Origin of the sequence: Glacieibacterium arshaanense (assembly GCF_004681125.1) — a bacterium.
In the GTDB taxonomy this organism is placed as follows: domain Bacteria; phylum Pseudomonadota; class Alphaproteobacteria; order Sphingomonadales; family Sphingomonadaceae; genus Polymorphobacter_A; species Polymorphobacter_A arshaanense.
On record NZ_SIHO01000002.1, the window covers coordinates 965,464 to 987,673 of the forward strand.

Annotated in this window: 21 protein-coding genes; 16 read left to right on the plus strand and 5 right to left on the minus strand. The window is 66.2% G+C overall.

Going from position 1 to position 22,210, the window contains the following annotated elements; all coding sequences use genetic code 11:
* Nucleotides 1–64 precede the first annotated feature (64 nt).
* From EUV02_RS10865 to EUV02_RS10875, 3 genes are read left to right on the plus strand one after another with little or no spacing between them, the layout of a single operon-like run.
* On the plus strand, nt 65–871 hold the full coding sequence (locus tag EUV02_RS10865) for an enoyl-CoA hydratase-related protein (RefSeq protein ID WP_135246237.1): 807 nt from the start codon (nt 65–67) through the stop codon (nt 869–871).
* A 14-nt stretch (nt 872–885) separates the two neighbouring features.
* On the plus strand, nt 886–1,644 hold the full coding sequence (locus EUV02_RS10870; RefSeq protein WP_166430597.1) for a VOC family protein: 759 nt from the start codon (nt 886–888) through the stop codon (nt 1,642–1,644).
* Between the two features lie 46 nt (nt 1,645–1,690).
* Nucleotides 1,691–2,893 carry a cation:proton antiporter gene (locus tag EUV02_RS10875; protein WP_135246239.1) on the plus strand — a complete coding sequence of 401 codons (1,203 nt, stop codon included), beginning with the start codon at nt 1,691–1,693 and terminating at the stop codon, nt 2,891–2,893.
* A gap of 662 nt (nt 2,894–3,555) precedes the next feature.
* Here EUV02_RS10875 and EUV02_RS10880 read toward each other — a convergent pair.
* The gene (locus EUV02_RS10880) at nt 3,556–3,945 is read right to left on the minus strand and encodes a nuclear transport factor 2 family protein (RefSeq protein ID WP_207790158.1); all 390 of its coding nucleotides are present in this window, start codon (nt 3,943–3,945) and stop codon (nt 3,556–3,558) included.
* A complete protein-coding gene (locus EUV02_RS10885) occupies nt 3,942–5,432 on the minus strand; it encodes a carotenoid oxygenase family protein (RefSeq protein ID WP_135246240.1) in 1,491 nt (496 codons plus the stop codon). The genes EUV02_RS10880 and EUV02_RS10885 overlap by 4 nt, the downstream gene beginning before the upstream one ends.
* Before the next feature lie 165 nt (nt 5,433–5,597).
* Here EUV02_RS10885 and EUV02_RS10890 point away from each other — a divergent pair, with 165 nt between their 5' ends.
* Nucleotides 5,598–6,356: an SDR family NAD(P)-dependent oxidoreductase gene (locus EUV02_RS10890; protein WP_243445863.1), complete on the plus strand. Its 759-nt coding sequence runs from the start codon at nt 5,598–5,600 to the stop codon at nt 6,354–6,356.
* Here EUV02_RS10890 and EUV02_RS10895 read toward each other — a convergent pair.
* Nucleotides 6,353–8,266, minus strand: coding sequence for a potassium transporter Kup (locus EUV02_RS10895; protein ID WP_243445864.1), 1,914 nt, complete (start codon nt 8,264–8,266; stop codon nt 6,353–6,355). The two genes, EUV02_RS10890 and EUV02_RS10895, sit on opposite strands and share 4 nt — an antisense overlap.
* Nucleotides 8,267–8,407: 141 nt before the next feature.
* Between EUV02_RS10895 and EUV02_RS10900 the strand changes: the two genes are divergently transcribed.
* Both EUV02_RS10900 and EUV02_RS10905 read left to right on the plus strand, forming a co-directional pair.
* On the plus strand, nt 8,408–9,874 hold the full coding sequence (locus tag EUV02_RS10900) for a DUF4118 domain-containing protein (protein ID WP_135246242.1): 1,467 nt from the start codon (nt 8,408–8,410) through the stop codon (nt 9,872–9,874).
* Nucleotides 9,871–10,545 (plus strand): response regulator, encoded by a 675-nt coding sequence (locus EUV02_RS10905; protein WP_135246243.1) that lies wholly within the window; start codon nt 9,871–9,873, stop codon nt 10,543–10,545. The genes EUV02_RS10900 and EUV02_RS10905 overlap by 4 nt, the downstream gene beginning before the upstream one ends.
* A gap of 130 nt (nt 10,546–10,675) precedes the next feature.
* On the opposite strand, the gene EUV02_RS10910 is transcribed toward EUV02_RS10905, so the two are convergent.
* Entirely contained in the window at nt 10,676–11,449 is a 774-nt protein-coding gene (locus EUV02_RS10910; RefSeq protein WP_424022193.1) for an SDR family oxidoreductase, read from the minus strand.
* A gap of 78 nt (nt 11,450–11,527) precedes the next feature.
* Between EUV02_RS10910 and EUV02_RS10915 the strand changes: the two genes are divergently transcribed.
* Nucleotides 11,528–12,409, plus strand: a complete 882-nt coding sequence (locus tag EUV02_RS10915) for an alpha/beta fold hydrolase (protein WP_135246245.1) — start codon at nt 11,528–11,530, stop codon at nt 12,407–12,409.
* Here EUV02_RS10915 and EUV02_RS10920 read toward each other — a convergent pair.
* Entirely contained in the window at nt 12,406–13,398 is a 993-nt protein-coding gene (locus EUV02_RS10920; RefSeq protein WP_135246246.1) for an NAD(P)-dependent oxidoreductase, read from the minus strand. The two genes, EUV02_RS10915 and EUV02_RS10920, sit on opposite strands and share 4 nt — an antisense overlap.
* Before the next feature lie 57 nt (nt 13,399–13,455).
* Here EUV02_RS10920 and trhO point away from each other — a divergent pair, with 57 nt between their 5' ends.
* The 9 genes from trhO to trmB all read left to right on the plus strand — a co-directional run bounded on the left by trhO (nt 13,456) and on the right by trmB (nt 22,202).
* A complete protein-coding gene (gene trhO, locus EUV02_RS10925; RefSeq protein WP_135246247.1) occupies nt 13,456–14,415 on the plus strand; it encodes an oxygen-dependent tRNA uridine(34) hydroxylase TrhO in 960 nt (319 codons plus the stop codon).
* Nucleotides 14,415–15,212 (plus strand): TrmH family RNA methyltransferase, encoded by a 798-nt coding sequence (locus tag EUV02_RS10930; protein ID WP_135246248.1) that lies wholly within the window; start codon nt 14,415–14,417, stop codon nt 15,210–15,212. The genes trhO and EUV02_RS10930 overlap by 1 nt, the downstream gene beginning before the upstream one ends.
* A gap of 217 nt (nt 15,213–15,429) precedes the next feature.
* Nucleotides 15,430–15,744: a UrcA family protein gene (locus tag EUV02_RS10935; RefSeq protein WP_166430598.1), complete on the plus strand. Its 315-nt coding sequence runs from the start codon at nt 15,430–15,432 to the stop codon at nt 15,742–15,744.
* 112 nt (nt 15,745–15,856) lie between these two features.
* The gene (locus tag EUV02_RS10940) at nt 15,857–16,168 is read left to right on the plus strand and encodes a UrcA family protein (RefSeq protein WP_135246250.1); all 312 of its coding nucleotides are present in this window, start codon (nt 15,857–15,859) and stop codon (nt 16,166–16,168) included.
* Nucleotides 16,169–16,378: 210 nt separating this feature from the next.
* A complete protein-coding gene (locus tag EUV02_RS10945) occupies nt 16,379–18,157 on the plus strand; it encodes a glycosyltransferase family 39 protein (protein WP_135246251.1) in 1,779 nt (592 codons plus the stop codon).
* Nucleotides 18,158–18,159: 2 nt separating this feature from the next.
* Entirely contained in the window at nt 18,160–19,677 is a 1,518-nt protein-coding gene (lnt, locus tag EUV02_RS10950; RefSeq protein ID WP_135246252.1) for an apolipoprotein N-acyltransferase, read from the plus strand.
* Between the two features lie 80 nt (nt 19,678–19,757).
* Complete coding sequence (gene metK / locus EUV02_RS10955; RefSeq protein WP_135246253.1) at nt 19,758–20,981, plus strand: methionine adenosyltransferase; 1,224 nt, start codon at nt 19,758–19,760, stop codon at nt 20,979–20,981.
* 83 nt (nt 20,982–21,064) lie between these two features.
* The gene (locus EUV02_RS10960; protein WP_135246254.1) at nt 21,065–21,511 is read left to right on the plus strand and encodes a hypothetical protein; all 447 of its coding nucleotides are present in this window, start codon (nt 21,065–21,067) and stop codon (nt 21,509–21,511) included.
* Nucleotides 21,492–22,202, plus strand: a complete 711-nt coding sequence (trmB, locus tag EUV02_RS10965) for a tRNA (guanine(46)-N(7))-methyltransferase TrmB (RefSeq protein WP_135246255.1) — start codon at nt 21,492–21,494, stop codon at nt 22,200–22,202. The genes EUV02_RS10960 and trmB overlap by 20 nt, the downstream gene beginning before the upstream one ends.
* Nucleotides 22,203–22,210 lie beyond the last annotated feature (8 nt).

Sequence of the window (22,210 nt, forward strand, 5' to 3'; positions counted from 1 at the left end):
CGCTGACCGGTCGGGCAAAGCCGCGCCAAGCGGATGTCCGGCCCGGCATGGGGTTGGAGCGGATATGGCTGACGAGGTTTCGTACGCGAAGCAGGGGCGCATGGCGCTGATCCGGCTCGAACGGCCCGATGCGCTCAACGCGCTGACGCTGCCGATGATTGCCGCGGTCAAAGCCTATGCCGAAGCCGCCGAGCGCGACCCCGACGTCATCGCCATCTGCATCACCGGCGCCGGGCGCGGCTTTTGCGCCGGCATCGACATGAGCATTTTGGTCGATAGCACCAGTAGTGGCGCACCTGCCGCCGAGCCCGAAACCGTGCGCGCGCGTCCCGCCCTGTTCAGCTTCCTGCTCGACATTTCGAAGCCGGTGCTTGCCGCGATCAACGGCACCGTCGCCGGCGGCGGCTTCGTGCTGGCGATGATGTGCGACATGCGCTTCATGGCCGAATCCGCGACCATCTCGACGATTTTCGCCAAGCGCGGCCTTATTGCTGAGCACGGCATGAGCTGGCTGCTGCCACGGCTGATCGGGCTGTCGCGCGCGCTCGATGTGCTGTGGAGCTCGCGCAAGATCGACGCGACCGAGGCGCTGCGGCTCGGCCTCGTCGATCGTGTCGTGCCCGATGATGCGCTGATTGCGACTGTGCAGGCCTATGTCGATGATCTCGCCGCGCACTGCGCACCGCAATCGCTGGCACACATGAAGGCGCAGTTGCTGCGCCATCTGCAGACCGATTTCGATACCGCCGCGCATGAGGCTGACCGGCTGATGGCGACGGTGCTGCGCCACCCCGACGCCACCGAAGGCGCGATGTCGTTCGTCGAACGGCGGCCGCCGCGCTTTGCACCATGGACCGGGCCGACCCGCTAACAGGAGGAATGACGATGCGATTGAGGCAAGTGGCACTGGCGTCGCGGCGGCTCGACGAGGTGGCGGCAGAACTGGCGGCGGTGTTCGGGTTGAAGGTCGCGTATAACGACCCGCACATCCATCACTACGGCCTACGCAACGCCGTGCTGCCCGCCGGCACCGGGTTCCTGGAGATTGTCGAGCCGGTGCAAGCCGATGCCTCGGCCGGGCGCTTCATCGACCGGCGCGGCGGTGACGCCGGCTATATGGTCATCCTGCAGGCCGCCGATGCCGAGGCGGAGCGCGCCCGCGTCACCGGACTCGGCGTGCGCGTCGTCGATGATCTCGACAGCGGCGACTACCGCGCCTCGCATTTCCACCCGGCCGATTTCGGTGGCGTGCTGACGTCGATCGACCAGCAGCGCAGTGCGCCCGATTACCTCGAACCCTATGGCGACTGGATGCCTGCCGGGCCCGACTGGCGCGACGCGCGGACGGCCGACGTGCTCGACCTGGCGGCTGTGACGATTTCGGCGGCGGATGCACCGGCGCTGGCGGCGCGCTGGGCGACGCTGCTCGGCACGGCGCCCAGTGCCGCCGATCCGCTGGTCTTGCCGCTGAAGCACGGCGAAATCCGCTTCGAATCGGCGGCCGCGGGCGCGCCGACGCTGGTGGCGGCGGTCACGCTCAAGGTGGCTGATGCGGCGGAAATCCGGCGCCGCGCGCGAGCCGCCGGCGTCATCGGCCCTGACGGCACCATCCGCATCGGCGGCGTGCGCTTCGATATCGCCTGACCCGCCGGCATCGCGTATTGCAGGCGCTTGCTGCCTGAGAGGCCCGATGTCGACGACCGAAGTTTTCCTGCTGGCGATGTTGCTGATTTTCGTCGTGCCGATCGCCATCTGGCGGCTCGGCCGCACCGAATATTATGCGCCGCTGGTCGTCGTGCAGATCCTGTGCGGCATCCTGCTCGGCCCCGGCGTGCTCGGCGCGGCGTTCCCCGATTACTATGCGTTCGTCTTCGACAAGCCGGTGATTGCGGCGCTGAACGGCATCGCCTGGTGGGCGGTGATGCTGTTCGTCTGGGTCGCTGGCGTCGAGCTCGACCTTGGCGCGGCATGGCAGCGGCGCCGTGAGACTGGCGTCACCGCCGGGCTGGCGCTCGGCATGCCGTTGCTGTTCGGCGCGGCGGCGGCGCTGGTTTTGCTCAAGTTCGGCAGCGGCTGGATCGGCGACAAGGCGGCGCCGTGGCAGTTCGTCATCGGCATCGGCATGGCGTGCGCGGTGACGGCATTGCCGATTCTGGTGCTGTTCATGGAAAAGCTCGACATCCTGCGCCAGCCGCTCGGCCAACGCATCCTGCGCTATGCCAGCCTCGACGACATCGCCATCTGGGGCGTGCTCGCAGCGATATTGGTCGATTGGGAACGCATGGGGCGGCAAGTCGCGTTTCTGCTGCTGTTCGCCGTCGCCGGCTTCGCGCTGCGCCGCTTGCTGCCGCGGCTGGCCGAAAACGACCGCTGGTTTATCGCGCTGGTCTGGCTGATCGGCTGCGGCTTTGCCGCCGACTGGGCCGGGCTGCATTTCATGGTCGGGGCGTTCCTGTCGGGCGCGGTGATAGAAGCGCGCTGGTTCGACCAGGCGCGCATGGACCGCTTCCGCGAAACCGTGTTGCTGGCGTTGATGCCGGTGTTCTTCCTCAGCACCGGCCTGCGCACCAACTGGGATGTCGGCGGTGTGGCGGTGTTCGGAGCTGCAGCGTTGCTGCTGGTGGTGTCGGTGGCGGGCAAGCTGGCGGGCGTCCACATCGCCGGTCGCATCCTCGGCTGGCAAAAGGGCGAGGCGGCGCTGGTCGGCTGGCTGCTGCAGACCAAGGCGCTGATCATGATCATCTTCGCCAACATCCTGCTCGACAAGCACGTCATCACTGCCGAGGCCTTCACCGCGCTGCTGCTGATGGCGGTGGGCAGCACAATGCTGACGACGCCGATGGTAGCGCCGTTGCTCAGGCGCCACGCGGGGTTGCGCGACAAGGCGGGCTAAACGCCACATCCCGGTCGAATCCCCCCTCTCCCCGTTGGGGAGAGGCGAGAGACGGCGAAGCCGGCCCGGGTGAGGGGGTTCGGCGGCGGTGTTGAAGGAGATGGGTGCTGCAATCTTGTGCGTCGTACCCCCTCACCCCGCCGCGCCAAGTGGCGCGAGTCGCCCTCTCCCCACCGGGGAGAGGGAGGCCGTTCGCGCGATTTCACTTGACATTACGAACCGAATCGGTTAATAGGTCATTCAAGACGGCGAGGAATGGGAGTTCCTCGTCCAACCTGTCCGGGCTCACGATCGCCACTTGCGTTCCCGGGCGTGACGTCTCACCGCCGCGCTTTTTAGCCCCGCGCTCTGTTGGATCGGGAACTTCAGCTCCAAGTGTTCCAAGGAGGACACCTCTACCCTAGTGCTAAACTTTGTACTGAAACCAGTGCTGACCCTAGTACTAGCGGCGTAAGAAACCGCACAACGTCCTCCGCAACCGGCTATCCCGATCAACGTCACAAAGCCTGCCTCTTCCCGATGGCCCAGCAACCCTCCCAAGGACGCCGTCATCGGGAAGAGGATTATCTCCACCGTGGCGGTGGGGGTCAGTACTGGAGCGATGGACCGGGGCGGGGATATCCGCTGGCCGGAAATTCGTCGTGGCTGCGGGACTGCCGTGCTCAGCGCCCGAGGACGTTGAGCGCCTTGGCGTGCGCCGAATCGAGATATTCGTCGAGCCGGGTGATGCGGCCGTTTTCGATGCGGACGATGACGCACGCCGGCATTTCCCAGCGCGTGCCGTCGGGCAGCGTCGCCTCCAGCACATGTTGCTGCAGGAAGCCGTCGGGAAGCGCGACGCGGCGGACGAGGCGGTAATGGCGGTCGGGCAGTTTTGCCATGAACCAGCCGAGCACCTTCATGTTTTGCTCGACGGTCTGCGTGACGCCGTCGTTGTTGTGCCAGATTTGCGCATCGGGGGCGTAGCAGGCGCGCACCGTGTCGGTGTCGCCGCTTTCGATGGCACCGAGGAATTTTTCGGCGAAGGCCAGTTTTTCGGCGTCGGTCATCATGCGGCCTTTCTGGCGGAATCGGCCTCGCGGGCCTTGTCGAGTTCGCTGCGGTCGACCCAGGTCGAATGCGTGCCGCTGCTGATCTTGTGCGGCAGTGCGATGCGGCACACCGGCCCGGCTTCGAAGTTCAGGCAATCGACGAGGATGCATTCCGAGGTGCCGGTGTTCTCGTCGGTGATGAAGCTCACCAGATAGCCGTCATCTTCCGACTTGGCATTTATACGCGGGACGAACGGTGCTTCGCTGGCGTAGCGGCCTTCCGCCAGGTTGAGCGACCAGCTTTGGCCGTTGACGAGGTCGTGCTTGACGAAGCCGTTGAACAGGAACCAGCCGGGCTTGGTGGTGGTGCTGTACGCATAGCGATACGGCTTGCCGGCGTAGCGCTGGTTGAACATGCCGAATTCGAGGATGCGGTCGTCGAGGCGCTGTTCGGCGGTCTTGCCGGTCGCCAGATTGAAGCGCCAGCGGTGCAGCTTGGGCCGGAAGCTGTGCTCATCGACATAGGCCATCAGGTGCCCGTAGCCGTCTTCGTTGGGCAGCGGCTTGGGGACCGGATTCTCCTGGAAGTAGCCGTCGAGGATGACTTCGTCGCCCTCCTCATAGGCGTTGAGCCAGTGCAGCACATAGGTCGGCGCGGCGTCGAACCAGCGGATCTGGTCGGGGGTGCCGTGGCGCGGGATCAGCGCGAAGCGCGTCGGCAACGGGTGCTGCTTGACCGCGTGGATGTTGCGCTTGAGTAGCTCGGCATCCCAGAAAAGCGGCATGTCGTTGAGGATCGACCAATGCTCGCTAAACGCCATGTCGTGCGGCAGGCGCGGCCCGGGCAGCGGGATTTCGACATAGTTGGTGAGCTCACCTGCCGCATTGACGACGCCGTAGTGCATGTAGGGCGCATGCACCGAATAGTTGAAGAACAGCAGCTCGCCGGTCGCTTCATCGACCTTGGGATGTGCCGAAATGCCGTCGAGCGGCACCCACGGCGCCAGCCCCGACTGCTCGAGCGTTTCGGGGTCGAGCACATAGCCTTCGCCGCATTGGTAGAAGGTCGAAATCGCCTTGCCGGCATGCACCACGATGTCGGTCGAGGAGCTGTCCTTGAGCCCGCCGTGCGCGCCGAAGCCCGGGCGCTTCGACACGGCGGGACCGTCGGCGAGCCCGCCCCAGATCGACCCGCCGGCTTCCTGTTCGGCCTGGAAGCAGCGCGTCCGCACCCAGCGGTTGCGGTAGCTGGCGGTGCCGTTCCGGAAGTCGATCTGGTGGATCATGCCGTCGCCGTCGAACGGATGGTAGCGGCCGAGCGGGTGGTGCAGCTGGTTCTCGGTGTTGCGCAGATAGACGCCGTCGATGTCGGTCGGGATCTTGCCCTCGATGACATCGAGGTCGGTCGCGGTGACCTCTTCATGCTGCGGCGTCCACGCGCCGTTGAGATAGGGGTGGTTGCTCGGCTGCAGCGACGACTTCACGCGCGGGAATGTTTCAAGTTTCATGGCATCATCCCAAATGGTCCGGCAGCGTCGCAACGGTCGCGCTGCCGTGAATTTATCCGCCAGTGATATTGACGTTGCGCGGGCAGGGCAAGGTCGATGGCGGGTGATTGACTTGGGTGCAGCGCTGCCGCCAATGATGCGGCAAGCAAACAAGGGGAAGCGACCATGGCCATGAATATCGAAGGCTGCACCGCCATCGTCACCGGCGGCAACCGCGGCATTGGCGAAGGCTTTGTCACCGAGCTGCTCGAAGCCGGCGCGGCGCGGGTCTATGTCGCGGCGCGGCAGTTGGCCGATGCGCAGGCAGCAGCCAGCCGCGACCCACGACTGGTGGCGATCGAACTCGATGTGACGCGCGAGGATCAGGTTGCCGCCGCCGCTGCGCGGTGCACCGACGTCAACCTGCTGGTCAATAACGCCGGCGCCTTTGCGATGACGACGTTGCTGACCGCGCCCGACCTGTCGGCGCTGCGCAGCGAAATCGACACCAACTACATCGGCATGGTGTCGATGGTGCGGGCGTTTGCGCCGATACTCAAGGCCAATGGCGGCGGCGCGGTGGTCAATGTGCTGTCGGCGGGCGGCATCGTCGCGGTGCCGGTGATGGGCGGTTACAGCCCGTCGAAGTTCGCGGCGCGCGCCGCATCGGACTGTTTGCGCGCCGAGCTGGCGCCGCAGGGCACGCAGCTATCGGCGCTGATCGTCGGCTCGGTCGATACCCGCATGGCCGACCATGTCACCGGCATCGACAAGGCCTCCCCGCGCGACATTGCGCGTGCCGGGCTGCTCGCGGTGCGCCGCAACATCGCCGAACACGACACCGACCGCCATGCCATCGAGGTGCGCGCGTTCAACGCGCGCGACCCGCATACACTGGCCCGGTCAATGGCGAAGCCGTTCCTCGATGCGGCGCGCAAGGCCTAGATCGCGACCTGGCTGCCGAGCTCGACGACACGGTTAATCGGCAGCTTGAAATAGGCCATCGTCGGCTCGGCATTGCGCATCATCAGCGCGAACAACTGCTCACGCCAAGCCGACATGCCGGGATGCGCGCTGCTGATCAGCGTCTCGCGGCCGAGGTAGAAGCTGGTCTCCAGCATGCGGAAGCCGGCGCCGCAGCCTTCGACCTTGGCCAGATCGGCGGGCACGTCGATATCGTCCATGAAGCCGTAGCGCAGGACAATGCGCCAGAAGCCATCACCGAGCTCTTTGACCGAGGTGCGCTCGGCCGCAGGGATGTGCGGGATGTCGTCGATCGCCACGGTCAGGATGATGTTGCGGGCGTGGAGTACCTTGTTGTGCTTGAGGTTATGAAGCAGCGCCGGCGGCACGCCTTCGGCACTCGCCGCGAGGAACACCGCGGTGCCGGGCACATGCACCGCCGAAGTCTGCGCCGACTTGACGAACAGCGGCAGCGGCAGCGCACTTTCGGCAAGGCGCTCGCGCATCAGCTTGCGGCCGGCCGCCCAGGTGGTGAGCAAGGTGAAGGCAATCGCGCCGACGAGCAGCGGGAACCAGCCGCCATCGGGGATCTTGGTGAGGTTCGAGGCGAAATAGGCGCCGTCCACCGTCAGGAACAATGCCGTCAATGCACCCGCCAGCCAACGGTTCCAGCGCCATACAGTGAACGCCAATATGCCGAACATGCAGCTGGTGATGAACATCGTGCCGGTCACCGCGATCCCGTACGCCGACGCCAGCGCTGTCGAGGTGCCGAAGCCGAGCACGAGCGCGATGACCAGTGCCAGCAGCGACCAGTTGACCATCGGGATATAGATCTGTCCGGCAGCGCGCGCGCTGGTGTGGAGGATGCGCAGCCGCGGCAGGAAGCCGAGCTGGATCGCCTGCTGCGTCACCGAGAAGGCACCCGAAATCACTGCCTGGCTGGCGATGATGGTGGCGAGCGTCGCCAGCCCGACCAGCGGCAGCCGCGCCCATTCGGGCGCCATCAGGTAGAAGGGGTTGGCAACGCTGGCGGGCGTCGTCAGCAGCAGCGCGCCCTGGCCCATATAGTTGAGCATCAGGCACGGGAAGGCGATCCACAGCCATGCCAGCGCAATCGGCCGGCGGCCGAAATGCCCCATGTCGGCATAGAGCGCCTCGGCGCCGGTCACCGCGAGCACGATGGCGCCGAGCGCCAGAAAGCCAAGGCCGGGGTTGAGCAGGAAGAAGTGGAAGCCCCAGTACGGATTGAGCGCGCCGAGGATGTCGGGGTGAACGACGATGTTGGTGACACCGAGCACCGCCAGCACCGCAAAATAGACCAGCATCACCGGCCCGAAGATGTTGCCGACGCGCGCCGTGCCGTGCGCCTGGATGACGAAAAGCCCGACCAGAATCCCGATCGAAAGCGGCAGCACCAGCGCCGCCAGCCGGCCATCGACAACTGTCAGCCCCTCGACCGCCGACAAAACCGAAATCGCCGGTGTGATGATCGCGTCGCCGTAGAACAGCGCCGTCGCCAGCACGCCGAGCAGGATGACGAACGGCGACCAGCGCGTCGTGCCGAGGTGACGCGACACCAGCGCCAGCAGCGCCAGGCTGCCGCCTTCGCCACGGTTGTCGGCGCGCAGGATGATCAGCACGTATTTTAGCGTCACGACGATCATCATCGTCCAGAACACCAGGCTGATGACGCCGAAGATGTGCGGTTGGTCGACCGGCAGCGGGTGCTGGCCGATGAAGCTTTCCTTCAGCGCATACAGCGGCGAGGTGCCGATATCGCCGAACACAACTCCGATGGCACCGATCGCCAGCGTCGCGAGGCCGTCACGCGGGGCGTGGTGCGCGGGGGAGCTTTCAGGCGCGATACTGGTACTGGCCACTGTGGGCATCCTTGCTGGTTGCATTGACCGCTGCATTGCGCCCAACGGGCGTAAGGATGCGCGGGGTGACCGGCGCCAAAGCCATAAGGATTGCGTAAAGGTCGCGTCGGGTGCTGGCTGACGCGGGCGGCACGGTATAGGCTGCACCCCGTGAACCGCATCGAACTCCGCGCGACCGCTGAAACGCTGCTCATGGTGGCTGCGGTGACCGGCATCGGGCTGGCCTCGCATGGCCGCATCCCGACATCGGCTATGGACCTGCTCTATCTGGTGCCGGTCGCGGTCGCGGCGCGGCTGCACGGGCTGGGGCAGGGCATCATTGCCGGCATCGCCTCGGCGCTGGCGTACAACTTCTTCTTCGTGCCGCCGCTCCGCACGCTGCGCATCGATGACAATGAGAACATCGTCACCGTCATCGCGCTGCTGGCGGTGGCCGTGTTCACCAGCCGGCTGACCGCGCAACTGCGGAGCCAGGCGCGCGATGCGCAAGCGGCGGCAATGCGCAATGCCGCACTCGCCAGCTTCGCGCGGCAACTCGCCGGCAGCAGCGACGAAGTGGCACTGGCGCATGCCATTTGCGCCGAAGCCGCACGCATCTTCGATGCCGATGCGCTGGTGGTGCTGCGCGGGCACGACGTGCCGCTCGCCGCCGCGCCGCCGTTCGATCGGCTGGCCGGGCTCGATCTGCAGGCGGCGCAACATTGCATCGAAAGCGGCGGTCGCAGCGGCCGTGGCACGGCGACGCTGCAGGCCGCCGACTGGAGCTTTGTCGCGCTGCCGACGCCGTCGGGGGTGGTCGGCGCGCTTGGGCTGGCGCGCGGCGACGGGCGCGCACCGGTTGACGGCGATGACCCTTTGCTCGCCAGCATCGCGACGCAGGCGGCACTGGCGCTCGAACGCGCTGCGCTGGCGCGCGAACTGCACGACGTCGCCGCGCTGCGCGAACGCGACCGGTTGCGCGGGGCGCTGCTGTCTTCAGTCGGGCATGATTTGCGGACACCGCTGACGGCGATACTGGCGGCATCGGCGGAACTGCGCGCGACCGCTGCCGACCCGGCGCTGGTCGCGACGCTCGACAGCGAGGCACGGCGGCTCGACCGCTATATTGCCAATCTGCTCGACATGGTGCGCATCGAAGCCGGCGCGATCCGGCTCAACCTCGAACCCGTCGATCTGGTTGATGCAGTGGCCGCCGCACTGCGCGACGTCCGCGGCGGTGAAGACGTGAAGGTCGATGTTGCCGCCGACTTGCCGCTGGTGCGGCTCGATGCGCAGCTGTTCCACCACATTCTGATCAACCTCATCGACAACGCCCGCCGCCACGGCGCCGGTGCGCCAGTGACCATTGCTGCCGCGAAGCACGGCGACGGTTTGACGCTGGCGGTGTGCGATGCCGGACCCGGCCTGCCGCCGGGCAGCGAAGCGCGGGTGTTCGATACCTTCACGCGCCTCGAAGGATCGGACCGCATCGGCGGCACCGGGCTCGGGCTCGCCATCGTTAAGGGCTTTGCCGAAGCGATGGGGCTGCGCGTAAGTGCCGCCAACCGTACCGAAGCACGTGGCGCGGCGTTCACGCTGGAACTGCCCGCGCCGTTGCTGCTAGCGGCGGCGCCATGACCGGCGCGCGCATCCTGATCGTCGATGACGAACTGCACATCCGGCGGCTGCTGCGTGCCAGCCTCGAACGAGCCGGCTACGTCATTGCCGAAGCGGTGACGGCGCGCGAACTGCTGAGCGTGCTGCCGATCGACAAGCCCGACCTCGTGCTGCTCGACCTCGGCCTGCCCGACCGCGACGGGCTTGAACTGCTGCCGCTGCTCGGCGCCGTGCCCGTCATCGTCGTGTCGGCGCGCGAATCGGTCGAGGAAAAGGTCGCGGCGCTCGATTTGGGCGCAGTCGATTATGTCACCAAGCCATTCGACAGCGACGAGCTGCTGGCGCGCGTCCGCGCTGCGCTGCGCCAGCGCCGCGCCACGCAAACCAGCGCCGCAGTGGTGCGCGTCGACGATGTCGAAATCGACCTCGATGCACGCAGCGTCCGCCGCAGCGGCGCCGAAGTCCACCTGACCCCCAAGGAATACGGCCTGCTCGCCGCGCTCGCTGCACACCCCGGCCGCGTCATCACCCACGGCCAGCTGCTGCGCAGCGTCTGGGGCCCGGCGCACGAAGCCAGCACCGAATATCTGCGCGTCACCGTGCGCGGGCTGCGCGCCAAGCTCGAAGCCGATGCCGCAGCGCCGCGGTTGATCCTCAACGAGCCTGGCGTGGGATACAGGCTGGCGAAGTGAAGGGCCTCCGGCGGGCAGGGGCTTGCCCCCTGCACCCGATACTTGCGCCGGTGCATCAATCGCCGCGCCGCGTAGTTGGCACTGACCCAATATTTGGGTGCAGGGGCAAGCCCCTGCCCGCCGGAGGCTCTTAAACCTCGGCAATCCCCCCGTCGCACGGCACGACCGCGCCGGTCGTATACGCCGACGCCCGCGACCCCAGGAAGATCGCCACGCCGGCGATGTCTTCGGGCTGGCCGATGCGCTTCAGCGGGTTGCTGGCGCGTATGGCATCGCCGGCGGTGGCGAGCGTTGCGGCCATCATCTGGCTCGGGAACGGGCCCGGCGCGATGGCGTTGACGAGGATGTGGTCGCCAGCCAGCCGCTTCGCCAGCTGGCGGGTGAGCATGATGACGCCGGCTTTCGACGCCGAATAGGAATAGGTTTCGAGCGTGGACGGCGCGAGGCCGTTGATCGACGCGATGTTGATGACGCGGGCCGGGGCGGCGGCGGTCGCGGCGGCGCGCAGTTGCGGCAGCAGCTTCTGGGTCAGGAAGAACACCGACTTGACGTTGAGGTCCATGACCTTGTCCCAGCCGCTTTCGGGGAACTCGTCGATCGGCGCGCCCCAGCTGGCGCCGGCGTTGTTGACGAGCACGTCGAGCTTGTCGACCTTTGCCGCCAATGCGGCGGCGAGGCCTTCGACGCCGGCCATTTCGGACAGGTCGAACGGCAGGCTGGTGCATTTGCCGTGCTTCGAAAGTTCCTCGGCAATGCCATCACAGACATTGGCCTTGCGCGACGAGATGAAGACATTGGCGCCGTTTTCGATATAGCCGCGCGCGATCATTTCGCCGATGCCGCGCGAGCCGCCGGTAATCAGGACATTCTTGCCCTCGACACTGAAAAGATTGCGCATTGCGATAGCTCCCTTATGGTTGACGCAAACGTCAGTAGCGCCGCGCAGCCAAGCGGCCAAGGCAAAGCGAAAAGGGGAGTGTGCATGACCAAGGTGAACGCGAACGGCATCAGCATCGAAGTCGAAAGCTACGGGGCGCTCGATGCGCCGACGGTATTGCTGATCATGGGACTCGGTGCGCAGCTGACGCTGTGGCCGATCGAGCTTGTTGATGCCCTGGTGGCCCGCGGCTTCCGCGTCGTGCGTTTCGACAATCGCGACATCGGGCTTTCGACCAAGTTCGACTCCGCGGGTATCCCCGACATGCCGTCGTTGATGATGGCGCTGATGGGCGGCAAGGCGCCCGACATCGCCTATACGCTGACCGATATGGCGAATGACGCGGTGGCGGTGCTCGATGCGCTGGGCATTGCGCAGGCGCATATCGTCGGCGCCTCGATGGGGGGCATGATCGCGCAGCTGGTTGCCGCCAATCACCCGACGCGCACGCGCACGCTGACCTCGATCATGTCGACGACGGGCAACCGCGAACTGCCGCCGGCCAAGCCCGATGCCATGGCGGCATTGACCGGCCGCCCGACGACGGCGGACGTCGATGCTATCGTGGCTTTTGGCGTGGCCGCCGCGCGCATCGTCGGCAGCCCGGCCTATCCGGCCGAGGAATCGCGCCTCACCGCACGTGTCCGCGCCGATTTCGAACGCAGCTTTTCACCCGCCGGCTTTGCGCGGCAGATGGCGGCGATCGTCGCCGACGGCGACCGTCGCGATCGCAATGCCAGTATCACCGCGCCGACGCTGGTCATCCACGGCGATGCCGATCCGCTGGTGCCGGTTGAAGGCGGCCATGACACGGCCGCGAGCATCAAGGATGCCGAACTGATGATCATTCCCGGCATGGGCCATGACCTGCCGGTGCAACTCGTCGACCAGATTGCCGACGCGATTGCCAAGGTGGCGGCGCGCTAAAGTCCGACTTCGCTGCGCGCCGCTTCGTTGTAGAGCGGCTCGCCGGCGAGGTAGCGCCGCAGGTTATCAACGAAGCGCGCCGCACCGCGCGCCGGCGGGCCGTCGCCGGCGTTTGAACAATGCGCTGTGACGCGGACTTGCGGGTGGTCCCAGTGCCAGCTGTCGGCGGGCAGCGGCTCGACGGGCAGCACGTCGAGCACTGCGAACGCCGGCTGCTGGCGCGCCAGCCCGGCGTGCAGCGCGGCGTCATCGACAATCTCGCCGCGCGCTATGTTGATCAGGATAGCGCCGGGCTTCATCGCTGCGAAGAACGCCGCATCGGCCAGCCCGCGCGTCGCGTCGTTGAGCGGGCAGGCGAGCACCACGACATCGGCATCGGGCAGCCAGGCGGGGATGTCGGCGTCGGTTCCGAAGCGTGCGACATGCGGGTCGCTGGCGGGATTGCGGCGAATGACATCGAGCTTGGCGCCGAAGGGTGCCAGCCGCGTCGCGATGGCCTGGCCGATCGGGCCGTAGCCGAGCATCAGCCAGCGCGTTGAGGCGATCTCGCGGAACTCGATGCGCTGCCAGTCGTGCGCAGCTTGGGCTGCAGCCTGATCGGCAATCGGGTGCAGTAGGCTGAACGCATGCGCGATGACATATTCGGCGATGGCTGGCGACTGCGCGTCGCTCTTGGTCAGTCGCACGCCTTTTTCCATCAGCTTGCGGAACGCCGGATTGTCGAGCCCGGCGTTGAACAGCTGCACCCATTTGCCGCGCGTCCCCTTCAGGATGACGCGGAAGAAATCGCCGAGCAGCCCGTCATAGTGCAGGTCTAGGCTCGCCCAGAATATCTCGGGATCGACCTCATCGGCGGCGATGTCAGCGCCGTTGCGGGTGAAAACGCCGCCGGGGTTGAGGCAGATGATGTCCAGCCCGTCGAACTGCGCCAGTTCGGCAGCGGCACGCGCATGGCCCTTCGCCGACATCAGGACTTGCTTGGTTGTCATGGTGCTGCTCGATTCGCTGGTTCACGGTGGTGCGTCGATTGGTGTAGGACGCGCACGATGAACTTGCCGACCAATTCGCCCGATGTCGAGGCCGCGCCGCTGCGCGTAGCGGCCTTCTATCATTTTACGCGCTTCGACGCGCCCGAGGCGCTGCGTGCGCCGTTGCTCGACCTGTGCATCGCACACGGCGTCAAAGGCACGATCCTGCTCGCGCCCGAAGGCTTCAACGGCACGATTGCCGGCGGTGCTGCGAGCGTCGATGCGGTGGTGACGCATTTGCGCGCGCTCTCCGGGGGTGGCGATTTCGAACTGAAGTTTTCGAGCGCCGCGACACCGCCGTTCCTGCGCATGAAGGTGCGCATCAAGCGCGAGATCGTCACGCTCGGTGCGCCCGAGGCCGACCCGACGCAGGCGGCGGGCAGCTATGTCGCGGCGGCCGACTGGAACGCGCTGATCGACGACCCCGCGACCATCGTCATCGATACCCGCAACGACTACGAAGTCCGCGTCGGGACATTCGAGCGCGCGCTTAACCCTGCAACATCGCGCTTTGCCGATTTTCCGGCATGGTTCGATGATTTTGCGGCGCGCTATGCCGATGGCCCCAAACCGCGCGTCGCTATGTTCTGCACCGGCGGCATCCGCTGCGAAAAGTCGACGGCGCTGCTGCGGGCGCGCGGCTTCGACGATGTCCACCACCTCCACGGCGGCATCCTGCGCTATCTTGAAACCGTGCCCGCCGACCAGAGCCGCTGGAACGGTGAATGCTTTGTGTTCGATGGCCGTGTCGCCGTCGGGCACGGGCTGGCGCCGGGCACGTACCAACTGTGCCACGCCTGCCGCATGCCGGTCAGCGCCGAAGATCGCGCCTCGCCGCTCTACGTGCCGGGCATCAGTTGCCCGTACTGCCACGATGCCCGTAGCGATACGCAACGCGCCGGCTATGCCGAGCGCGAACGCCAGGTCGCGCGTGCCACCGAACTGGGCATTGCGCACCTCGGCGACCGCGACGGCTGATGCCAGTCGTCGTCGTCATCGACCCCGACGACCCGCGACTGGCCCCGTATCGCGACATCCGCGAACGCGACCTCGTCGGGCGTGACCGCGAGTTCATTGCCGAGGGCAAGGTCGTCGTCGAACGCATGCTCGCGGGATCGCGGCACAAGGCGCGGTCGCTGTTGATTGCCGAACACCGTGTGCCTGCCTTGGGCGACATGATCGCGGCGGCGGGCGACCTGCCGGTCTATGCGGCGGCGCAGCCGGTGCTCGACCGTATTGCCGGGTTTGCGTTGCATCGGGGCATACTGGCGCATGGTGCCGCCGCCGCGCCAATCGACGCTGACGCGTTGCTGGCGAGCTTGCCCGACCGCGTGCTGCTCGTCGTGCTGGTCGGCATTTCCAATCACGACAATATCGGCGGCATTTTCCGCAACGCTGCGGCGTTCGGCGCGGCGGCGGTTCTGCTGGCCCCTGACTGCTGCGACCCCCTGTACCGCAAGGCGGTCCGAGTATCGGTGGGGGCGACGTTAACGGTACCGTTTGCCACTGTCGAAGGCGATCTGCTCGATCTGCTGACGCAGCACAGGTTCGAGGCGCTGGCGCTGAGCCCGCACCGCGCGACGCGGCTGGCGGATTTGGTGCGCGCGCCGCGCATCGCGCTGCTGCTGGGCGCCGAGGGGCCGGGGCTACCCGATGCGCTGCTGGCGCGGGCACGGGCGGTGGCGATCCCGATCGTGCCCGGGTTCGATTCGCTCAATGTCGCGACGAGCAGCGGCATTGCGCTGGCACATTTTTTCGAACCGGATACGTACTGAAAACGCATTCGAAATGCGCTGCCAATAGTTAGCATCATGAACCAATATTCAGCAATTCATGCAGCGTTCATTTTTGGATGCCGCCCGGCTCATATTTATCAACTTATTGAAATATAATAATTTAAAATTCAAAAATTCAACTTGGCACGGTTGATGCAATGCTCTTGGCATGGACGGCAAGCAATCACGCTTCCACCGTTTGAACAGGAGCAAAATCATGATCAACAGCAACACTTTCTCGCGCAACCTTATCGGCGGCTTCGGCGCGCTGGTCCTCGGTTTCGCCTTTGTCGGCGCCGCTACGGCGCCTGCCAACGCCGCCACGGTTGATGCCGCCTCGGTCAGCGTTTCGTACCACGACCTCAACATGGCGACCGCCGCCGGCCAGAACGTCCTCGCTGCCCGCGTCAAGACCGCTGCCAAGAGCGTCTGCGCCAACGACTTCAGCGACGTCGCCAGCCGTAGCGCCGAACAGGCCTGCATCGATGCCGCCATCGCCGGCGCCAAGCTGCCTGCCGCCAGCAACTCGTAACGCTACCCCGCGCGGCGGCGTGACATTTCCCCCCTGATGTCACGCCGCCCACCTCCCCCAATCCCTGCGTACCGCGTCCCTCCCCAAACCCCCCAAAGCAAGGAACCCTCCCATGACCACTACCGCCACTCTCTCGCGCAACGTCCTCGGCAGCTTCGCCGCCCTGGTTCTCGGCATGACCTTCGTCGGTGCCGCGACCGCCCCGGCACACGCCGCGACAATGGATGTCACCACGATCAGCGTTTCGTCGAGCGACCTGAACATGGCGAGCCCGGCCGGCCAGAGCGCCTATGCTGGCCGCGTCAAGGCAGCCGCCAAGACCGTCTGCGCCACTGATCTAAACGATGTCGCCAGCCGCACCGCCGAGCAGAACTGCATCGATGCCGCAGTCGCCGCGGGCAAGGCTGCTGCCACCAAGGCGTAAGTCGGCCCCGAAAGGTGGCGTGACCGATCCCCCTCCGGTCATGGCACCTGCAAGTCCCCCGATTGCCCCCGGTCAGGCCCGTAGATGATGCGGGCCTGATTGCGTGTCGGGCGCGGCGCCGATAGGGTCGCGCGCAGTCAGGGGAAACCGTTCGATGCCAGACCCAGCGCCCTACAGCTCGTTGACACGGACCGCCGTGCGATACCTGCCATGCTGACGGGACTCGAAGCCGCATGGTTCGGCGGCGGCGTGATCTGGGCGGGCGCGCTGGCGCTGTTTGCAGCGCTGCTGTGGTTTACCTATGCCGAACGCGGCTATGCGGGCGGCCACATTGCCGAGGTGCCGCTTTCTCGGACATGGCTGGTGTTGCTGCTCCTCGCCGTCGCCCTCGGCACGGTGCTGCGGCTGACCGGGCTTGACCTGAAGAGCATTTCGCATCCCGAAGTCTATATTCCCGGTATCGCATTGCCCGCGGAGATCACCGAGCCGCCGCCGCGGATTGGCTTCATCGAAACCTTCATCTGGCACTTCCGCGATGAGCCGCACCCGATGGGCTATTACCTCGGCATGTGGGGCTGGACGCGAGTTTTTGGCACCAGCGCCTGGGCGATCCGCTTGCCCGAAGCATTGATGGGCATTGCGTCGGTCTATGTCATCAACCGACTCGGCCGTGCGAGCTACGGCGTGCGCGCCGGCGTTATCGCAGCAGCGCTGCTCGCGGCGCACGGCTTCCACCTGTACTGGAGCCAGATTGCACGCATGTATGTGCCCGGCGCGCTTTTCGGGCTGGTGTCGACATGGCTGCTGATCGAGATGACGAACGCCGCGCGGCCGCGTCGCAGCCTCGAAATCGCCTGGCTGCTGACCGTGCTCGGCGGTGCGTCGACGGTCGAATTCTTCTGGCCGTTGCTTGCCGTGCAGATGCTGTGGACCGCGCTCAACGCGCCCGATCTGGCAAATAACCGCATTTTCAGGGTTCAGCTGTTCGGCATGTTAATGGTGCTACCGAGCCTCGTGCACGACGTCATGCTCGGTGGCGGCGGCTTTGCGCCGGTGCCGACGCCGGGCTTCCTGCGCGACTTTTTCAGCTTCGGTTTTCTGTTTGGTGACAACAGCGACCTTGCGCCAAGGCTTGGCGGCATGGCGGCGCTGGCGCTGCTGGCGCTGGCCATACCATTGATCGTCAATGGTTTGCGCGTGCCGGTTAATGAACCGATTGACCTGCCGGCGCAGCAGCTGCCGGCCCGCGCGCCGCTGTGGCTAGCGGCGGCGGGGGCGTGTGCGGTGGTCGCGGGCATTATGCTGATCGCCTGGCAGCGCCAGCGCGCGATTGCCGGGCTGCTGGTGCTGCCGTGGCTGTTGCTCGCGGTGCCGCCGGTGGCTGGCTGGCTGCGGCCGTGGCTGGGCTTTGCCGATGGCTGGCGCCGCAGATTGCGCCCGCTATTCGGGCTGGTGCCGCTGCTGGCGCTGGTGCCGGCGCTGCTGCTATGGACCGCGTCGCATATGGTGCCGGTGACGGCGCCGCGGGCCTTCCTGATTTTCGTGCCGTATCTGCTGATTGTCGTTGCGGCGGGGTTGGCGGTGTTGCCGCGCTGGCTGGGGCTCGGAGTTGCGGCGCTGCTGGCGCTGGTGTTCGCGGTCAGCATCAAACTGGCGCGTGCTGAACCCGTCAGCCCACGCGATTACAAGACCTTGGCGCTGACGATTAATGCACAGTCACAGTCCGGGGACTTGCTGTTTGTCCCACCGCTGCGCTGGGATTACGCGCCGCTGTTCTTCTATCTGCAAGGCCCGTGGCCGGTGGCGGGCGACTATGCACTGACGTTGCGCCGTCACCCTCATGCGCGCGTCTGGGTGCCCGAAGTCACTGAATCGCGCATCTACCAGCCGCCGCCCGAGTTGAAGGAGTCGCTCGCAGATTATCGGCCGGTGACGACGCTGACCGCGCAAAACTTCCGCGCCACGCTTTACGTGCCGCCGGCGGAATAGCCATGAAGCACCTCTGGATTGCCCTGCCGCTACTCCTCGGCGCGCTTGCCGCGCTGGGGTTCACGCCGTTCGCGCTGTGGCCGTTGACGCTGGTCGCGGCGGCAGCCCTGTTGTGGCTGATCGATGCGGCGCCGACCGGGCGCCGCGCTTTCGGGTTAGGCTGGTGGTTCGGGTTGGGGCACTTCGTCCTCGGCTTCAACTGGATTGCGACGGCGTTCACGTATCAGGCGGCGATGCCGCCGGCGCTTGGCTGGCTGGCAGTGGTCGGGGTCGCGGCGCTGATGGCCCTTTATCCGGCGCTGTCGGCCTGGGGTGCGTGGCGGCTTGGGCGCGGGCTGGCGAGCCGCAGCCTGTGGTTCGCAGCGCTGTGGATGCTGACCGAATGGTTGCGCGGGCATCTGCTCAGCGGCTTTGCGTGGAACCCGCTCGGCGCGGTTTGGTTGCCGCTGTCGCCATTGGCGGGCGCTGCTGCATGGGTTGGCGCCATCGGACTGTCGGGATTGGTCTGGGTGGTTGCGAGTGCGTTGGCGCTGCTAGTGCGCAGCGATCGCCTGCGCCAGCCGGCCACATTGGTCGCGCCGCTGCTGTTGATCGCGGCGGTCGCCGGTTGGGCACTACGTGCACCGCTGCCCGCGCCCACGTCAATCCGCCTCGCGCTGGTCCAGCCCAATATCGGGCAGGGCAGCCGCTATGCCGATCCCAACGCCAACCTCGCGCAATATGCCGCGCTGACCACCCAGGCATTTGCCGCCGGCGCGCAGGTGGTCATCTGGCCCGAAGGTGCGTTGCAGTTCACGCTTGAGGAAGACCCCGCCGTGCGCGCCTATCTCGCCGGCATGATTCCCCAAAGCGGCCTGCTGCTGTTCGGCAGTGACCATATCGAACGTGACGCCGACGGTGTTGCGGTGGGCGCACGCAATAGCCTGTTCGCGCTCGACGAACGGGGCACCATCCATGGCCGCTATGACAAGGCGCACTTGGTGCCGCTCGGCGAATATCTGCCGTTCCGGCCGCTGATGACGCCGCTGGGGCTGGCGCGGCTGGTGCCCGGCGAGCTCGACTTCTGGGAAGGTCCGGGGCCGCAGACGCTGCATCTGCCTGGCCTGCCGCCGATGGGCGTGCAGATCTGCTATGAGATCATCTTTCCGGCGCGCGTCATCGATGGCCGTGACCGGCCGGCCTGGCTGCTGACGATTTCGAACGATGCGTGGTTCGGCGGCGACGGCCCGCCGCAGCATTTCGCCCAGGCGCGGCTGCGCGCCATCGAGGAAGGCCTGCCCGTCGTGCGCGTCACGCCAACGGGTATCTCGGGCTTCATCGATGCACGCGGCGGCGTGAGTGCGAAGTTGCCGCAGCTGCAGGTCGGGGTACTGCACGGGGTTTTGCCGTCGCCGCTGCCGCCGACCTTGTTCGCGCGGTTCGGGCACGGGACGACATTGGTGTTCGGCCTGCTGCTTGCTGGACTGGCATTGCTAGCGGGCCGCCACGGTGGTCAACGCAAGTTGGACATCCAGATATAAAGATATCTTTATACGCTTGCGCCATGGCCGCCTCGCCATTATTGCCTCGCAGCATTATCCAGCAACCGGAGACCCCTCCCATGCCGCGCAGTTCGTTCCTTTTTACCAGTGAGTCGGTCTCCGAAGGCCATCCCGACAAGGTCGCCGACCAGATTTCGGATGCCGTCGTCGACCTGTTCCTGTCGAAAGATCCTTACGCGCGCGTCGCCTGCGAAACGCTGACCACAACCAACCGCGTCGTGCTGGCCGGTGAAGTCCGCGGCGAAGGCATGATCGACAAGGACGGAAACTGGGCGCCGGGCGCACAGGAAGAAATCCAGAAGGTCGTGCGCGAAACCGTCAAGCGCATCGGTTACGAGCAGGATGGTTTCCACTGGCAGAACCTCGTCTTTGAAAACCACCTCCACCCGCAATCGGCGCACATCGCCCAGGGCGTCGACGAATCGGGCAACAAGGACGAAGGCGCCGGCGACCAGGGCATCATGTTCGGTTACGCCACCGATGAAACTCCCGACTACATGCCCGCCACGCTGTATTATTCGCACAAGATCCTCGAGCGCATGGCCGCCGACCGCCACTCGGGCAAGGCCCCGTTCCTTGAACCCGATGCGAAGAGCCAGGTGACGCTTGCGTACGAAAACGAAGTGCCGGTGCGTGCCACCGCGCTCGTCGTCTCGACGCAGCACGCGCCCGACTATTACTTCCACGGCGGCGAAGGCGATCCGGCGAAGTACGCCAAGCTGCGCGACTATGTCATCGGCGTGTTCAACGATGTGCTGCCCAAGGGCTTCATCACCAAGGACACCGTCATCCATGTCAACCCGACCGGCCGCTTCGAAATCGGTGGCCCCGATGGTGACGCCGGCGTGACCGGCCGCAAGATAATCGTCGACACTTACGGCGGCGCGTCGCCGCACGGCGGCGGCGCGTTCAGCGGCAAGGACCCCACGAAGGTCGACCGTTCGGCTGCCTACATCACGCGCTACCTCGCCAAGAACGTAGTGGCGGCCGGCCTCGCGCGCCGCTGCACGATCCAGCTGAGCTACGCCATCGGCGTTGCCGAGCCGCTGTCGGTCTATGTCGACCTGCACGGCACCGGCACGGTCGAGGAAGCAAAGCTCGAAGCGCTGCTGCCGCAGCTCGTGCGGCTGACGCCCAAGGGCATCCGCACGCATCTGGGCCTCAACAAGCCGATTTACCAGCAAAGCGCGGCGTACGGCCACTTCGGCCGCCAGCCCGATGCCGAAGGCGGCTTCAGCTGGGAAAAGCTCGACCTCGTCGACAAGCTCAAGGCGGCGCTCTGAGCGATTTTGCGCGCGACCGCGCCAGTGTTGATTTGTCGCGTGACCGCACCGTGCTAGCCTGCCGTGCCAACGGAGAGGGCAGGATGGTTGCGCGCATCATCGCGGTTGTCATGACATTGGCCGGCGTTGCCGCAACGGCAGCACCTGTCACGCTGAGCGAACCCGAAACCACCGCGATCTACAAAGGCGCCGATTTTGTCGTCCGCGGCGGCTTTGCGATGGGCTGCAACACCACCACCAATACCGCAGCACCGGCGTCGCGCTTCACGTTCGATTCTGTCGATCTGTCGGGTGACGGCAATCCCGAAGTCATCCTGACCGAAATCAATGCGGTATGCTTCGGCCGCGACGGCCAGGCCTTCAGCATCATGGCCCGCAACCCCGATGGCAGCTGGCGCAAGGTCGGCGGCGCGACCGGCATCGCGGAATCGCTCGACACGCGCCAGAGCGGCTGGCGCGACATTGAATACGGCGGGCCGGCGCTCAAGGTACGTCCTGTCCTGCATTGGAATGGAACTGAATATCACTAGTCCCGCGCCTGTCGCCAACGATCCCACGACACTGCGCCGCCTTTACGGCCGGCGGCAGGGGCATGCGCTGCGCACCGGCCAGGCCGCACTTGTCGAGGATTTGTTGCCGCGTGTTGCAGTCCCCGAGGGGCCGCTCGATGCGCAGGCGCTGTTCGGGCGCGATTGCCCGCTGTGGCTTGAAATCGGCTTTGGCGCAGGCGAGCATCTGGCGGGGCAGGCCGCCGCCAACCCAGATGTCGGGCTGATTGGCTGCGAACCGTTTCTCAACGGCGTCGTCGGCGCACTCGGGCATATCCAGTCGGGCGGGCTGACCAACGTGCGGCTGCACATGGGCGACGCGCTCGAAGTGCTCGAACGGCTGCCTGACGCCTCGCTCGACCGCGCATTTCTGCTGCATCCCGACCCCTGGCCCAAGATGCGCCACGCCAAGCGCCGCTTCGTCAATCCGGGGCCACTCGACATGCTGGCGGCGAAGCTCAAGCCGGGTGCCGAACTGCGCATCGGCACCGACCACGACATTTATTGCCGTTGGACGCTGATGCAGATGGCGGCACGGCGCGATTTCGAATGGCAGGTCACCGGCCCCGCTGACTGGAACACGCGCCCCACCGACTGGCCGCAGACACGCTACGAGGCGAAAGCGCGGCGGCTAGGACACGAAGTCTGGTATTTCCGCTATCTGCGGGTCTGACAGATCGA

Bases quoted from the DNA above. Each gene is read 5' to 3' on its own strand.
- EUV02_RS10865 (WP_135246237.1), top strand. From the start codon at position 65: ATGGCTGACGAGGTTTCGTACGCGAAGCAGGGGCGCATGGCGCTGATC.
- EUV02_RS10870 (WP_166430597.1), top strand. From the start codon at position 886: ATGCGATTGAGGCAAGTGGCACTGGCGTCGCGGCGGCTCGACGAGGTG.
- EUV02_RS10875 (WP_135246239.1), top strand. From the start codon at position 1,691: ATGTCGACGACCGAAGTTTTCCTGCTGGCGATGTTGCTGATTTTCGTC.
- EUV02_RS10880 (WP_207790158.1), bottom strand. From the start codon at position 3,945: ATGATGACCGACGCCGAAAAACTGGCCTTCGCCGAAAAATTCCTCGGT.
- EUV02_RS10885 (WP_135246240.1), bottom strand. From the start codon at position 5,432: ATGAAACTTGAAACATTCCCGCGCGTGAAGTCGTCGCTGCAGCCGAGC.
- EUV02_RS10890 (WP_243445863.1), top strand. From the start codon at position 5,598: ATGGCCATGAATATCGAAGGCTGCACCGCCATCGTCACCGGCGGCAAC.
- EUV02_RS10895 (WP_243445864.1), bottom strand. From the start codon at position 8,266: ATGCCCACAGTGGCCAGTACCAGTATCGCGCCTGAAAGCTCCCCCGCG.
- EUV02_RS10905 (WP_135246243.1), top strand. From the start codon at position 9,871: ATGACCGGCGCGCGCATCCTGATCGTCGATGACGAACTGCACATCCGG.
- EUV02_RS10915 (WP_135246245.1), top strand. From the start codon at position 11,528: ATGACCAAGGTGAACGCGAACGGCATCAGCATCGAAGTCGAAAGCTAC.
- EUV02_RS10920 (WP_135246246.1), bottom strand. From the start codon at position 13,398: ATGACAACCAAGCAAGTCCTGATGTCGGCGAAGGGCCATGCGCGTGCC.
- trhO (WP_135246247.1), top strand. From the start codon at position 13,456: ATGAACTTGCCGACCAATTCGCCCGATGTCGAGGCCGCGCCGCTGCGC.
- EUV02_RS10930 (WP_135246248.1), top strand. From the start codon at position 14,415: ATGCCAGTCGTCGTCGTCATCGACCCCGACGACCCGCGACTGGCCCCG.
- EUV02_RS10935 (WP_166430598.1), top strand. From the start codon at position 15,430: ATGATCAACAGCAACACTTTCTCGCGCAACCTTATCGGCGGCTTCGGC.
- EUV02_RS10940 (WP_135246250.1), top strand. From the start codon at position 15,857: ATGACCACTACCGCCACTCTCTCGCGCAACGTCCTCGGCAGCTTCGCC.
- EUV02_RS10945 (WP_135246251.1), top strand. From the start codon at position 16,379: ATGCTGACGGGACTCGAAGCCGCATGGTTCGGCGGCGGCGTGATCTGG.
- lnt (WP_135246252.1), top strand. From the start codon at position 18,160: ATGAAGCACCTCTGGATTGCCCTGCCGCTACTCCTCGGCGCGCTTGCC.
- metK (WP_135246253.1), top strand. From the start codon at position 19,758: ATGCCGCGCAGTTCGTTCCTTTTTACCAGTGAGTCGGTCTCCGAAGGC.
- EUV02_RS10960 (WP_135246254.1), top strand. From the start codon at position 21,065: ATGGTTGCGCGCATCATCGCGGTTGTCATGACATTGGCCGGCGTTGCC.
- trmB (WP_135246255.1), top strand. From the start codon at position 21,492: ATGGAACTGAATATCACTAGTCCCGCGCCTGTCGCCAACGATCCCACG.